Annotated in this window: 11 protein-coding genes; 9 read left to right on the top strand and 2 right to left on the bottom strand. The window is 72.2% G+C overall.

All coding sequences use genetic code 11. From position 1 onward, the window contains the following. Positions 1-20 precede the first annotated feature (20 nt). Both FHX73_RS10345 and FHX73_RS10340 read right to left on the bottom strand, forming a co-directional pair. Positions 21-1,799: a penicillin-binding transpeptidase domain-containing protein gene (locus FHX73_RS10345; protein ID WP_145904727.1), complete on the bottom strand. Its 1,779-nt coding sequence runs from the start codon at positions 1,797-1,799 to the stop codon at positions 21-23. A gap of 139 nt (positions 1,800-1,938) precedes the next feature. Further along, complete coding sequence (locus tag FHX73_RS10340) at positions 1,939-3,810, bottom strand: dolichyl-phosphate-mannose--protein mannosyltransferase (protein WP_145904726.1); 1,872 nt, start codon at positions 3,808-3,810, stop codon at positions 1,939-1,941. A gap of 130 nt (positions 3,811-3,940) precedes the next feature. Between FHX73_RS10340 and rsmI the strand changes: the two genes are divergently transcribed. The 9 genes from rsmI (at position 3,941) to FHX73_RS10295 (ending at position 14,305) form a co-directional block, all read left to right on the top strand. Next, positions 3,941-4,801, top strand: a complete 861-nt coding sequence (gene rsmI / locus FHX73_RS10335) for a 16S rRNA (cytidine(1402)-2'-O)-methyltransferase (protein ID WP_211786167.1) — start codon at positions 3,941-3,943, stop codon at positions 4,799-4,801. A gap of 338 nt (positions 4,802-5,139) precedes the next feature. Further along, on the top strand, positions 5,140-5,592 hold the full coding sequence (locus FHX73_RS46150; RefSeq protein WP_425461374.1) for a hypothetical protein: 453 nt from the start codon (positions 5,140-5,142) through the stop codon (positions 5,590-5,592). A 78-nt stretch (positions 5,593-5,670) separates the two neighbouring features. Beyond that, positions 5,671-6,546 carry a TatD family hydrolase gene (locus FHX73_RS10325; protein WP_145904724.1) on the top strand — a complete coding sequence of 292 codons (876 nt, stop codon included), beginning with the start codon at positions 5,671-5,673 and terminating at the stop codon, positions 6,544-6,546. A 37-nt stretch (positions 6,547-6,583) separates the two neighbouring features. Then, entirely contained in the window at positions 6,584-7,498 is a 915-nt protein-coding gene (gene rsmA / locus FHX73_RS10320; RefSeq protein WP_145904723.1) for a 16S rRNA (adenine(1518)-N(6)/adenine(1519)-N(6))-dimethyltransferase RsmA, read from the top strand. After that, positions 7,495-8,433: a 4-(cytidine 5'-diphospho)-2-C-methyl-D-erythritol kinase gene (locus FHX73_RS10315; protein WP_246213448.1), complete on the top strand. Its 939-nt coding sequence runs from the start codon at positions 7,495-7,497 to the stop codon at positions 8,431-8,433. Before rsmA ends, FHX73_RS10315 begins: the two co-directional genes overlap by 4 nt. Before the next feature lie 52 nt (positions 8,434-8,485). Beyond that, entirely contained in the window at positions 8,486-10,291 is a 1,806-nt protein-coding gene (locus tag FHX73_RS10310) for an ABC-F family ATP-binding cassette domain-containing protein (protein ID WP_145904722.1), read from the top strand. Between the two features lie 276 nt (positions 10,292-10,567). Then, a complete protein-coding gene (locus tag FHX73_RS10305) occupies positions 10,568-11,077 on the top strand; it encodes a hypothetical protein (protein ID WP_145904721.1) in 510 nt (169 codons plus the stop codon). 94 nt (positions 11,078-11,171) lie between these two features. Beyond that, positions 11,172-12,764, top strand: a complete 1,593-nt coding sequence (locus tag FHX73_RS10300; RefSeq protein WP_145904720.1) for a WXG100 family type VII secretion target — start codon at positions 11,172-11,174, stop codon at positions 12,762-12,764. Between the two features lie 86 nt (positions 12,765-12,850). Beyond that, complete coding sequence (locus FHX73_RS10295; RefSeq protein WP_145904719.1) at positions 12,851-14,305, top strand: S8 family serine peptidase; 1,455 nt, start codon at positions 12,851-12,853, stop codon at positions 14,303-14,305. Positions 14,306-14,438 lie beyond the last annotated feature (133 nt).

The raw sequence follows: 14,438 nt of genomic DNA, 5'->3' as shown, positions 1-14,438 counted from the left end.
GGCTCTTCCGGTGGTGTCCGTCAGCCGGCGTTGCCGACCTTCAGCACCTCGACCACGGCCGGGGCCGCCGCCTGCGCGCCGAAGTTGCCGCCGAGCACCTCGGCGGAGACCGCCAGGTTGTCCCGGTAGCCGGTGAACCAGCTGTTCGGGGTGGCGCCCGGGGCGGTCTCGGCGGTGCCGGTCTTGCCGCCGATCAGGGTGCCGGTGATGCCCTGGCCCTGGAAGACCGGGGTGCCGGTGCCCGACGGGTCGGTGACCACGCTCTTCATCAGCGCCCGCAGCTTGGTCAGCGTGTCCGGCGAGAGCTGCCGGGCCGCCTGGATCTGGGTCATCCCCGGCACCAGGATCGGCTGCTTGAAGGTGCCGCTCTCCACCGTCGCCGCGATCGAGGCCATCGCCAGCGGGTTCATGGTGATCTTGCCCTGGCCCATGAACTCGCCGGCCGTCTCGTCCTTGCTCTGGCCCGGTCCGGGGATCTGGCCGTCCGCGCTGGTGATGCCGGTCTTCCAGGCCGGGCCGACGCCGTAGACGTCGGCGGCCACCTTGGCCAGGTCGCCGGACTTCAGCGTGGTCAGGCCCTGCTTGATGAAGGCCGTGTTGCAGGAGATCGTGAAGTCCTGGGTGAAGGTGTTGTTGAGCTGATCACCCGTGAAGTCGTTGTGGTACGTGGTGCCGGTGGTGATGTGGTCCGGGCAGGGCATGGTGGCGTTCGGGTCGATCCCGGCCTCCAGCAGCGCGGTGGCGGTGATGATCTTCATCGTCGAGCCCGGCGCGGTCTGGCCCAGGAAGGCCAGGTTCTGGCCGGTCGCCGGGGCGTTGGCGATCGCCAGCACGTTGCCGGTGCTCGGCTCGATCGCCACCATGCCGGCCGGGGTCTTGTTCTGGCCCTTGGCGTACTGCTCGTTCACCGCCTGCTCGGCCGCCGCCTCCAGCTTGGCGTCGATGGTCAGCTTGAACGGCTTGCCCGGCTTCGGGTCGACGACCGTGAAGAGCGGCTCCGGCTTGTTCTTGCCCGCGTCGTCGGTGATCACCACGCCGGTCCCGGCGTCGGCCGGGTCGCCGGCGGTGGTGGAGCTCTGGAACTTCAGCACGATCTGGTCCAGCGACTTGAACTGGGCCAGCGACTGCCCGTTCCGGTCGGTCACCTTGGTCGGCGGGTTGAAGATCTGCGTGGTGGTGATGGTCTCGCCCGGGCCCAGGTGCGGGTGGACCACGCTGGGCACCCAGTGCACGGCGGCCTTGCCGTCGCTCATCTTCACCATGCCCAGGTAACCGGTGTAGTCCCAGACGTTGGTGGTGCCGGCGAACTCCACGTGCGACTTGAAGGTCATCGGCACCTGGAAGGCCGGCGCCGCGGAGGCCGAGGCCGACGGCGAGGCGGCGGCGGAGGCGGACGGCGAGGCCGCGGCCGAGGGCTTGGCGGAGGCCGCGCCGGACGGGCCGGCGGTGGCCGAGGCGAAGGCCGTCGGCGTGGTCGGGGCGCCCGGGGTCAGGGTGTCCGCGCTCGGCTTCACGTTGGTCTTGAAGGCGGTCAGCGCGGTCAGCGCGGCGGCCGGGTCGTCGGTCAGCTTGCTGGCCGCCGTCAGGTCGCCGGAGGTCCAGGCGGCCAGGAAGTCCTTCTCCCCGGCGGCCGCCAGATCGGCCGACGGCGCCTCGTCCACCACGTGCCGGGCCGGTGCGGCGCCGGGCTTCTTGTCACTGCCGCCCGATCCCACCAGCGAGTAGGCGCCGTAGCCGCCGGCGGCCAGCATGGCGGCCGCGACGGCGGTGATGACGGCGGCCTTGGGCCCCTGACGCATGGTGCTCCCCCGGAGAGACGGACGATTGGAGTGAGCACAGCCTAAGCTGCGCCCCCCGGTCCGCCCGGTCGGCACCCCGGCTCGTGACAGAGCTGGTACACACCGGTGGAGGTCCTGTGCGTTTGCCGGCGCCCGCCGATCAGATCCAGGTGGTGAACCACATCCGGGCCCGCCAGTCCTGCATCGGGATCACCTGGCCGGTGTACAGCGGCAGGAAGTAGAGGAAGTTCCAGACGATCAGCAGCACCAGCACGCCCGCCGCCGCACCGCCCACCAACCGCCGCTCGGGCGTCGCCCGGGCCGGCCCGATCAGCGCCCCGATCAGCATCGTCACCGCCAGCACGACGAACGGCACGAAGGCCACCGCGTAGAACAGGAAGATGGTGCGCTGCTGGTACTCGAACCAGGGCAGCAGGCCGGAAGCCAGCCCGCACAGCACCGCCCCGGCCCGCCAGTCCCGGCGCGCCGCCCAGCGGTACAGGCAGTAGGCCAGCGCGATCACCCCGGCCCACCAGAGCAGCGGGGTGCCGATCGCCAGCACCTCGGAGGCGCACTCGCTGGCCTTGCAGCCGCTCTGCCCGTACTTCGGCGACTCGTAGTAGAAGGAGACCGGCCGGCCCAGCACCAGCCAGCTCCACGGGTTGGACTGGTACAGGTGCGGGCTGTGCAGGTTGACGTTGAAGTCGTACATCTGCGAGTGGTAGTGCCACAGCGAGCGCAGGCTCTCCGGCACCCAGGTCATGTCCACCCGGAACGGCATCTTCACCCGCCCGGCCAGCGGCAGCGTCACGAACTCGGTGGAGATGCCGTGCCGGCCGGCCGCCCAGCCCCGGTCGAAGCCGCCCTTGCCCGCCACCGGGCTGCTGGCCAGCCAGCCGGACCAGGAGGCCACGTAGGTGCCGGCCGCGACCACCACGATCGAGGCGAAGGCCGGCAGGCCGTCGCGCAGCAGGGTGGACCAGTACGGGCGGCGGGCCCCGGCCAGCTTGCGCGCGCCCAGGTCCCAGAAGACGGTCAGCAGCCCGAAGAAGGCCGCCACGTACATCCCGGTCCACTTGGTCGAGCAGGCCGCCCCCACGCACACCCCGGCCGCCAGCCGGTACGGGCGCAGGCCCAGCCGCATCCGGTGCGCCGTCAGGGCGTCTACTGCGCCGTCCAGTTGCCGGGCGATCCGGGCCCGGGTGCGGTCCCGGTCCAGCAGCAGGAAGCCGAAGGCGGCCAGGATCCAGAACATCACGATCAGGTCGAGCAGCGAGGTGCGGCTCATCACGAAGTGCAGGCCGTCCACCGAGAGCAGCAGGCCGGCCACGCAGCCCAGCAGGGTGGAGCGGAACAGCCGGCGGCCGATCCGGGCCAGCATCAGGATCGAGGCGGTGCCGAGCACGGCGAGCATGAACCGCCAGCCGAACGGGTGCATGCCGAACAGGTGCTCGCCGATGCCGATGATCCACTTGCCGAGCGGCGGGTGCGCGATGAAGGCGCCGTCGGCCTTGTACGGGATCTGCTGCGGGTGACCGAGGATCAGGTTGTTGGCGTCGTCAGGCCAGTTGGTCTCGAAGCCGCCGTGCCAGAGCGCGTAGGAGTCCTTGGCGTAGTACGTCTCGTCGAAGATGATCCCGCCGGGGCTGCCCAGGTTCCAGAACCGCAGCACGCCGCCGAAGAGCGCCACCGCCAGCGGGCCCAGCCAGCCGGACCAGCGGCACAACCAGGTCCACAGGCCGTCCGGCAGCCGCAGGCCGGCCCGCAGCAGCAGGGGCGAGTGCGGGGCCGGGCTCGGGGTCACCCCGGGGCCGTCCGGCATCGGCGGCACCAGGCGCTCTTCCAAGGACAGCCGCTCGGGCGCCCGGTAGCCGTGGGCGGCCAGCCGGCGCACCCAGGGGGCCCGCTGCCGCTCCGCGCGAGGCCCGGGTATCCCGTCGCCGCTCGGGTCCTGCTCCTCCACCGGGCCGGATTCCGCAGTGGTCTCGACCACTGTCGCCTCGGCCGACGTCTCGCCAGTCACCCGCCACATCGTAGGGGCGGGGGCTGAAAGCAGAACCCCCTGCCGAGAAGCTGCCCGAATCGTCACGATTGCGGGTCCGGCGGGCGGACACCGCCCGGATCATTGGGTCCGTTTCGTCCGGCCTGACAGGATGGCCCCCGTGACAGGAGTACTCGTTCTCGCAGGCACCCCCATCGGCGACGTCGCGGACGCCCCGCCCCGGCTGCTCACCGAGCTCGCCGAGGCGGACGTGATCGCCGCCGAGGACACCCGGCGCCTGCGCCGGCTCACCCAGGCGCTCGGGGTGGCCCCGGCCGGCCGGGTGCTCTCCTACTTCGAGGGCAACGAGGTCGGCCGCACCCCCGAGCTGGTCGAGGCGCTCACCGGCGGCGCCCGGGTGCTGCTGGTCACCGACGCCGGGATGCCCTCGGTCTCCGACCCCGGCTACCGGCTGGTCGCCGCCGCCGTGGCGGCCGGCATCAAGGTCACCGCCGTGCCCGGGCCGTCCGCGGTGCTCACCGCGCTGGCGCTGTCCGCGCTGCCGGTGGACCGGTTCACCTTCGAGGGCTTCCTGCCGCGCAAGGCCGGCGACCGCGGCCGGGCACTGGCCGAGATCGCCGCCGAGCCGCGCACCATGGTCTTCTTCGAGGCCCCGCACCGGATCGCCGAGACGCTGACCGCGATGGCCGGGGCCTTCGGCGCCGACCGGCCCGCCGCCGTCTGCCGGGAGCTGACCAAGACCTACGAGGAGGTCAAGCGCGGCCCGCTCGGCGAGCTGGCCGCCTGGGCCGCCGACGGCGTGCGCGGGGAGATCACCGTGGTGGTCGGCGGCGCCCCGCCGGCCGCCCCCGCCGAGCTCACCCCCGCCGAGCTGGCCGACCGGGTGGCGGCCCGGGAGGCGGCGGGGGAGCGCCGCAAGGAGGCGATCGCCGCCGTGGCCGTGCAACTCGGCCTGCCCAAGCGCGAGGTCTTCGACGCGGTGGTGGCCGCCAAGCCCGGCCGCTCCGCCGACACCCCCTGACGCCCCGCCCGCACACTCCCCGAACGGTGCTTCGCCCCGCCAGTCCCACACGCGTACCGTGGAGGGACGGGCACCAGGGGCGTGCGCCGGTGCCTTCGACTTCCGATGACACGACCCGCGCCATCCGAACGGCGCGGGCGCCCGAGAACCCGCCCGCAAGGTAAAAGGCAGGTCCCGCGGACACCGGCTGAGCTGCGGTTTCGACGGTGGTTCGTACAGGTTTTCCCAACTCCCCGCCAAGTCTCGGCAAGTCGGGCATCGCAACGGGCCGCTTGGGCATTCCATCGGATGGAAAGACCCGATCCGGACGAACGTCCGGCGGGCGCAGGGAGACCGCGATGAGCGACACAATCGGTAGCCCGCTGGGGAGCGCCCCGGCAACCGGCCTGATGAAGCAGGCCGCCGACACCCCCGGCCCGATCGCCGGGCGGGGCCCCGCCCGCACCACCGTCCCGACCGTCCACGAGGCGTACGCCTTCGTCTGCCTGAACTGCGGCTACGGCTGGGAACAGGGTTACGAGATCGAGCACCACAAGGACCGGGACGGGCACCTGGTGATCCAGTACCGGGCCAACGGCGTCCGGGTCCCGTCGCCGCTGCTCAAGCCCACCTGCCCGGGCTGCGGCGGGCACACCGTGCGGATCATGCGCGAGGGGCGGGTGGCCTCCGCCGTGAACTCCCTGCACACCGCCCCCGGGTACGCGCCGTACGCCGAGCCGGCCGACCCGGTCCGGCCCGCGGAGCAGCGGCTCAGGCAGCACTGGTACCAGTTCTGGCTGCCGCGCGGCTGAACCTCCGCGGCCCGGGCCCCCGCCGCAGCACCGGCCGGGGCCCGGCCCGCGCCCGCGCCCGCCACTAGGCTTCGACCCATGGCTGCCAAGGACGACCGCACCACCCCGCCCCCGCCGCCCGCCCCGCTCGCGGTGCCGGTGGCCGACTCGCACACCCACCTGGACATGCAGTCCGGCACCCCGGCCGAGGGGCTGGCCAAGGCCGCCGCGGTCGGCGTCAGCACGGTGGTCCAGGTCGGCTGCGACGTGGCCGGCTCGCGGTGGGCCGCCGAACTCGCCGAGCGGTTCGAGCAGGTGCACGCGGCCGTCGCGCTGCACCCCAACGAGGCGCCCCGGCTGGTGCTCGGCGACCCCGACACCTGGTCCGGGCAGCAGCGCACCCCCGGCGGGCAGGCCGCGCTGGACGAGGCGCTGGCCGAGATCGACCGGCTGGCCGCGCTGCCCCAGGTGCGGGCCGTCGGCGAGACCGGCCTGGACTACTTCCGCACCGGCCCCGAGGGCGTGGAGATCCAGCAGGAGTCCTTCCGCCGGCACATCGAGATCGCCAAGCGGCACGGCAAGGCCCTGGTGATCCACGACCGGGACGCCCACCAGGACGTGATCGAGCTGCTGCTCGCCGAGGGCGCGCCCGAGCGCACCGTCTTCCACTGCTACTCCGGCGACGCCGAGATGGCCAAGGTCTGCGCCGAGCACGGCTGGTACCTGTCGTTCGCCGGCCCGGTCACCTTCAAGGCCAACCAGCCGCTGCGGGACGCCCTCGCCGTCACCCCGCTGGACCGGATCCTGGTCGAGACGGACGCGCCCTTCCTTACCCCGCACCCCTACCGGGGCCGGCCCAACGCGCCCTACCTGATCCCGGTCACCGTCCGGTCGATGGCCGACACCCTGGGCCTGGGCGAGGACGAGCTGTGCACCGCGATCGCGGCCAACACCGCCCGCGCCTTCGACTACTGAGCGCTGCCGGGGGTGGCGGGGCCGGTAGCCTTGACCGGTGAGCACCACCGACCCCACCAGTCCTGCCTCCGACCACCACCTGCTCGGCGCCGCCGACATCCGTGAGCTGGCCGCCGCCTTCGGGGTCCGCCCGACCAAGCAGCGCGGCCAGAACTTCGTGATCGACGCCAACACCGTGCGCCGGATCGTCCGCGCCGCCGGAGTCACCCCCGAGGACGCGGTGGTCGAGGTCGGCCCCGGGCTCGGTTCGCTCACCCTGGCGCTGCTGGAGGCGGCCGCGCACGTCACCGCCGTGGAGATCGACCCGCTGCTCGCCCAGCACCTGCCGGACACCGTCGCCAGCCGGATGCCGGACCGGGCCGACCGCTTCGCCCTGGTGCTCAGCGACGCCATGGAGGTCACCGAGCTGCCCGGCCCCGCGCCCACCGCGCTGGTCGCCAACCTGCCCTACAACGTGGCCGTCCCGGTGCTGCTGCACATGCTGGCCACCTTCCCCAGCATCGAGCGCACCCTGGTGATGGTGCAGTCCGAGGTGGCCGACCGGCTCGCCGCCAAGCCCGGCAACAAGATCTACGGCGTGCCCTCGGTCAAGGCCAACTGGTACGCCGAGGTGAAGCGGGCCGGCGCGATCGGCCGCAACGTCTTCTGGCCCGCGCCCAACGTGGACTCCGGCCTGGTCTCGCTGACCCGCCGTCAGCCGCCCGCCACCACCGCCAGCCGGCGGGAGGTGTTCGCCGTGGTGGACGCCGCCTTCGCGCAGCGCCGCAAGACCCTGCGCGCCGCGCTGGCCGGCTGGGCCGGCTCGCCCGCCGCCGCCGAGCAGGCGATCGCCGCCGCCGGCATCGACCACACCCTGCGCGGCGAGATGCTCACCGTCGAGCAGTTCGCCGCCATCGCCGAGCACAAGCCGTCCGCCGAGTCGAAGCCGTCCGCCGAGGGGTCGTCGAAGTGACTGCGAAGATCCGGGTGACTGTGCGGGTGCCCGCCAAGGTCAACGTCCAGCTCGGGGTCGGCGGGCTGCGCGCCGACGGCTTCCACGACCTGGCCAACGTGTTCTTCGCCGTGGCCCTCGGCGACGAGGTCACCGCCACCCCGGGCACCCCCGGTCGGGGCGTCACGCTCGGCTGCACCGGCCCCGACGCCCACCAGGTGCCGCTGGACGACAGCAACCTGGCCGCCCGGGCGGCCCGGCTGCTCGCCGCCCACCACGGCATCGAGCCAGACGTCCACCTGGAGATCGCCAAGGCCATCCCGGTGGCCGGCGGGATGGCCGGCGGCAGCGCCGACGGGGCGGCCGCGCTGGTCGCCTGCGACGCGCTGTGGGGCCTGGACACCCCGCTGCCGGTGCTGCTGGAGCTGGCCGCCGAGCTCGGCTCCGACGTGCCGTTCGCGCTGCTCGGCGGCGTCGCGCTGGGCCGCGGCCGGGGCGAGCTGCTGGAGGAGCTGCCGGTCACCGGCACCTTCCACTGGGTCTTCGCGGTCGCCGACGGCGGCCTCTCCACCCCCGCCGTGTTCCGCGAGTGCGACCGGCTGCGCGAGGCCGCCGGCACCGGCGCCGGCGTCGACCGGGTGCCCACCCCCGACCCGTCCGCCGCGCTGCTCGCCGCCCTGGCCGCCGGCGACCCGGTCGCGCTGGCCGAATCGCTCACCAACGACCTGCAGGCCGCCGCCCTCTCGCTGCGGCCCGCGCTCGCCGACTGCCTGGAGGCGGGCCTGGCCGCCGGCGCGCTCGCCGCCCTGGTCTCCGGCTCCGGCCCCACCTGCGCCTTCCTGGCCAAGGACGCGGCCGGCGCCGAGTCGGTGGCCGAGGCGCTCACCGCCTCCGGCACCTGCCGCGCCGCGCACGCCACCCACGGTCCGGTGCCCGGCGCCAGGGTCACTGGCTGAAGCCGTCTAGGCTTGGCAGTTCCACCGGTCGACCCTCAGGAGCGCAGCGCACGTGGCCGTCAACCTCGCCACCATCGAGTCCGTCACGAAGGTCTACGGCACCCGGGCCCTCCTGGACGGGGTCACCCTGGGCGTCAGTGAGGGTGACCGGATCGGCGTGGTCGGTCGCAACGGCGACGGCAAGACCACCCTGATCCGGATGCTCGCCAAGCTGGAGGAGCCCGACACCGGCCGGATCACCTGGAACGGCGGCCTGCGCCTGGCCACGCTCACCCAGCACGACTCGCTCGACCCCGCCGCCACCATCCGGCACGAGGTGATCGCCGACCGGGCCGACCACGAGTGGCTCGGCGACGCCCGGATCCGCGACATCATCGAGGGCCTGTTCGGCGGCCTCGACCTGCCCGGCTTCGCCAACGGCCTGGACACGGTGATCGGCCCGCTCTCCGGCGGCGAGCGCCGCCGGATCGCGCTGGCCAAGCTGCTGCTCGGCGAACACGACCTGGTCGTGCTCGACGAGCCCACCAACCACCTCGACGTCGAGGGCATCGCCTGGCTCGCCCGGCACCTGCAGAACCGCCGCTCCGCGCTGGTCTGCGTGACCCACGACCGCTGGTTCCTCGACCAGGTCTGCACCCGGATGTGGGACGTGCAGCGCGGCGAGGTCCGCGAGTACGAGGGCGGCTACTCCGACTACGTCTTCGCCCGCGCCGAACGCTCCCGGATCGAGGCCACCGAGGAGCAGAAGCGGCAGAACCTGGCCCGCAAGGAGCTGGCCTGGCTGCGCCGCGGCGCCCCCGCCCGCACCTCCAAGCCGCGCTACCGGATCGAGGCGGCCAACGCGCTGATCGCCGACGTGCCCGAGCCCCGGGACAAGAGCGAGCTGATGAAGTTCGCCAACGCCCGGCTCGGCCGCACCGTCTTCGAGCTGGAGAACGTCGCCATCTCGGCCGGCCCCAAGGAGCTGCTGCACGGCCTCACCTGGCAGCTCGGCCCCGGCGACCGGATCGGCCTGCTCGGCGTCAACGGCGCCGGCAAGACCTCGCTGCTGCGGGCCCTGCAGGCCGCCCACGCCTCGCAGGGCGACGTGCAGCCCGCCTCCGGCGTGATCAAGGTCGGCAAGACCGTGCGGCTCGCCTACCTCTCCCAGGAGGTCGCCGAGCTCGACCCGGCCACCCGGGTGCTGCAGGCCGTCGAGCAGATCCGCGGCCGGGTCGACCTCGGCAAGGGCCGGGAGATGTCGGCCGGCCAGCTCTGCGAGCAGTTCGGCTTCGGCAAGGACAAGCAGTGGACCCCGGTCGGCGACCTCTCCGGCGGTGAGCGCCGCCGGCTCCAGCTGCTGCGGCTGCTGATGGACGAGCCCAACGTGCTCTTCCTCGACGAGCCCACCAACGACCTCGACATCGAGACCCTCAACCAGCTGGAGGACCTGCTCGACGGCTGGCCCGGCTCGATGATCGTGATCAGCCACGACCGGTTCTTCATCGAGCGCACCACCGACGTGGCCTACGCGCTGCTCGGCGACAAGCGGATGCGGATGCTGCCCGGCGGGGTCGACGAGTACCTGGAGCGCCGGGCCGCGATGGCCGCCGCGGCCGCCCCGGCGGCGGCCGCCCCCGCCTCCGACGCCGCCGCACCGGCGAAGTCGGCGGCGGACGAGCGGGCCGCGAAGAAGGAGCTGCAGCGGATCGAGCGTCAGATCGCCAAGCTGGACCAGCAGGAGCGCAAGCTGCACGACCAGCTGGCGCAGCACGCCGCCGACTTCGCCAAGGTCGCCGAGCTGGACGGGCAGCTGCGCAAGGTGCGCGAGGAGAAGGAGGAGCTGGAGACGGCCTGGCTGGAGCTGGCCGACTCCTGATCCGCTGATCCACCGGCAGGGGGCTGCCGCACCGCCGACCGTCACGGTCCGTCGGGCCCTACGTGACAACTGCGTACCGATAACGGCCGGGCGCACCAAGGGGCCTGCCGGACCGACAGGGGCCGTCGCTAGGATGTGAACCGACGGTCACTGGCTGTCCGTATTCAGGGGCCGGTGACAGGTACGGGACTTCGACGTTGATGGCGTGGTGCGGCACGGCAGCCTTCGAGCCGGGCCGGGTACGGGGGAGGTGCAGTTCGATGAACGTGGTGCCGAATGAGTAGGTACATCAACTACGACGACGGCGGGGGCGGCAGCGTCTCGGCCGAGCTGGAGACGCTGACCGTCTTCAAGGGCAAGGTCGACAAGATGATCACCGACCTGGACGCCTCCGAGGCCGCCCCGACCCAGGTCAGCCAGCAGACCGTGGACCAGAGCTGGGTGGGCACCGGTTTCGGTTCCGCCGACAGCCTGCACGCCGCGTACACGCTGGCGCACCAGAACCTGCAGGCGCTGTCGCAGACGCTCGCCAACCAGATCCAGGCGATGAGCATCGCGATGAACATCAACATCAACGGCTACAAGAACGTGGACGACGACCAGCGGACGACCCTCTGGACGATCTACAACCAGACGAACACCCAGTACTCCACTGGCGTCCAGGCGGGGGCGGTGACGGTTCCCGGGGCGTCGCCGCAGACGGATTCGGCTCCGGCGAACGGGGATTCGTCCGGTGGGACCGGCACCGCGAACTCGTCCGACAACAGCGTCGGTGCAACCGGATGAGTCGGCTGAGGTTCGGGACGGGGCGGCGGACTGAAATGGGGGGTATGTAGTGCCTACGCCACAGACAGACGATTTCTACTCCTATTTCGACGGCATGTCGCACGAGCAGCTGTTGAACATGGTGAAGAGCGGGAACCCGAAAACGCTCGGGGACCGGGGCGATGCCCTGAACAAGGCGGCCGGCACCCTGGGCGAGATCAGCCGTGAGCTCTCCTCCCATGCGCAGAACCTGGAGTGGACGGGCGACGCCGCCAACCAGTTCCGCACCTGGTTGAAGCAGGTCTCGGACGCCACCGCGAACCTGAGCACCTACGTGGCCACCACCGGCCAGCAGATCCAGCAGTCCGGTGACGCCCTCGGCACGGCGCAGGCGATGCCCAAGCTGCCGAACGACCAGATCGCCCTCGTCAACAAGCGCAAGGCCCAGGGGGAGAACCTCTACAACGACCTGCAGCCCAACCCGCCGTTCGGCTGGGTGACCCAGCTGCAGGCCACCGCCGCCCAGCAGAAGATCGACGGCGCGAAGAACGAAGCCGTCGACGCCATGGTGAAGTTGTCGCAGGCCTACGAGGGGGCGGCGACGGCGATTCAGGGGCAGACACCGCCGCTGTTCCCGCCGAGCCCGCAGGACGTGATGGGGCCGCCGCCGACATCGGTCGACAATCAGACCGGGATGACGTTCACCGGACCGGGAAGCTCGAACAAGTACCGTCCTTCGCCGCACGGCGGCGGTGGCGGTACGGTCACGCCGCCGCCCGTCCGGACGACCCCGGCCCCGCCGGAGCCGACTCCGCCGCCCCACTTCTACCTCCCGCCGAAGCACCCGACGCCGCCCCCGGTGCGGGAGCCCATTCCGCAGCCGCCGCACGACCCGACACCGACTCCGCCGCACGATCCGACGCCGACCCCGCCCGGTACCGGGATCGACCACACCAACCCGACGCCGCCGACCCCGCCCGGTCAGGGTGGTGGCACGACCGGCACGCTGCCGAACGGGCCCGGCTACAACGGCTCTGGCGACAGCGGCCCCGGCGGGCTGCCGGGCGGCTTCCCCGGGCTGCCCACCGGCGGCGGCTCGATCAAGGGCGGTGGCTCGGGCCAGTACGGCACCATCAACGGCACCGGAGGGTCCTCCTATGGTGGCTCGGCCGGGCGCTACGGTGGCGGCCGGGTCGGTGGTGGCGGGCTCGGTTCGGAGGAGGGCATCACCGGTGGCGTGAGCCGTCCGGGCGCGGTGTCCGGCCGGAGCCAGCTCGGCAACAACGCGATCGGCGCCCAGGAGGGTGAAGAGGCGGCAGCCGGCCAGGCCGGTGGTCTCGGCGGTGGCCGTGGTGGCTACGGGCCTGGTGGCGGCATGGGCGGCGGTGGCGCCATCGGCGGCCGTGGGGTCGGCGGTGGCGCGGGCCGCGGCGGCCGGGGACTGGTCTCCAAGGCCGGCGGCGAGGTCGGCGGCCAGGAAGGTCCGCAGCCGGAGGGCGAGTTCACCAAGGGCGGCAGCGGCCTGGGCAAGGCGTCCGCCGAAGCCCGTGGAGCGGAGACCGAGGGCGAAGGCGGTTTCATGCCCGGTGGCCTCGGCGCTGGGAACAAGCGCAAGAAGGACCGTCGCAACCGCGCGGACTACCTCGTCGAGGACGAGGAGACGTGGACCGACGGGACCCCGCAGAGCAACCCGGACGTGATTGAGTAACTCCGGAACCATCTGCCCGGCCACTGGGCCACTCCCAGCGGCCGGGCAGTTCTGTTCGGGGCAGCCATGGTGATGAGGAGAGCGTGATGCGGCGAACCGGCGCGTGGATGCGAGGGCTGAGCACGGCGGCCCTGCTGTCTGTGAGCCTGTCCCTGGCCGGCGTCTTCGCCCCGGCGGCCCAGGCGTACGACAATCCCCGGCAAGGGGAGTGGTACCTGGACGTGCTGCACATGTCGGACGTGTGGCAGGTGGCGAACGGTTCGGGCGTGACCGTCGCGGTGATCGACACGGGTGTGAAGGCCGATCACCCCGATCTGGTGGGTCAGCTTCTGCCGGGCAAGGACTTCAGTGGTCTGCCCGGAGGTGCGGATACCGACCCTGATGGTCACGGAACCGGTATGGCGAGCATCATCGCCGGCTCGGGTAAGGGCTTCAACGGGAATGGTGTCATCGGGCTTGCGCCAGGTGCTCGCATTCTTCCGATCAAGATCGACGCCGAGCGTGATCCGAGCAAGGTGCTCCCAGCGCCGGTCTTCATGAAGCAGATCGACCAAGCGATCACGTACGCCGCAGACCAGGGAGCCAAGGTGATCAACATCTCCCAGGCTGTCCGCAGTGTCGATGTGGCCCCCTCCGACGTTGCTGACCTCCAAAACGCTGTCAACTACGCGATCGGTCACGGCAGTGTGATCGTCGCTGGTGCTGGTAACAGCGGCCAGCAGGGGAATCCGGTGATGTACCCGGCCGATTCGGCCGGTGTCGCGGCAATTGCTGCGCATGACCAAAACGGAGCCAGTACAGCTGAGTCGGAGAATGGGAGCTACATCGCTCTCGCGGCGCCCGGGGTGAACACTGTCGAGGCCTGTTTGGCGGCGAGTGGCTACTGTCAGGGCACCGGTACATCGGACTCCAGCGCCATGATCTCGGCAGCTGCGGCGATTCTGTTCTCCGAGCACCCGAGTTGGACCGGGAACCAGGTTTTGCGGGTACTGATCAGTACAGCCAACAAGGCCAAGAGCGGCGCCAACCACACCGACTATCTCGGCTTCGGCAACATCAGCATCCGTACCGCCGTCCGCTACACCGGTGACCCGGGCCCGGCAGACGTCAATCCCCTGGTGCAGGCGGGAATCAGCGTGATGCCGCCGGCCTCCGCCTTCCTGCCCGGCACGGCGTCCTCCACCGCTCCGTCGGCCGGTGCGTCGGTCCAGCCGAGCGCCCCGGCCAGCGGTGCTCCCGCGCCGAGCTCGTCGGCAGCCCCCGCCCCCGCCAAGTCCGCCTCCTCGTCATCGGGTTCGTCCAGCCTCCCCTTCATCGTCGGCATCGTGGTCGCCGCGGTGCTGGTGGTCGGTGGCGCCGCCTTCTTCCTGGCTCGCCGGAAGCGGACTGCGGCCTCGTTCGAAGCCGGTCCCGGGGCGGGCGGCCAGGAGCCGCCGTACGGGTACCCGATGCCGCCGCAGCAGGGCCAGTACGGCACCCCGGCCCCGCCGCCCTACCAGGCACCGCCGCCGCCGGGCGGTAACCCGTACCGCGAGGGCTGACAGCCAGGGGCCATCCACCGTCAGGTGGGTGGCCCTCGTTCTTGGGTACCGGGTTCGGGCCGGCAGCCGGTCAGCGGCGCGCCGTGTCGTTTGTGTTCGATCGGTCGTTAGCCGATCGGGGCGGGCTGTTGCC

Source organism: Kitasatospora viridis (assembly GCF_007829815.1).
In the GTDB taxonomy this organism is placed as follows: Bacteria; Actinomycetota; Actinomycetes; order Streptomycetales; family Streptomycetaceae; genus Kitasatospora; species Kitasatospora viridis.
This window is presented reverse-complemented; position numbering and strand designations above follow the sequence as displayed.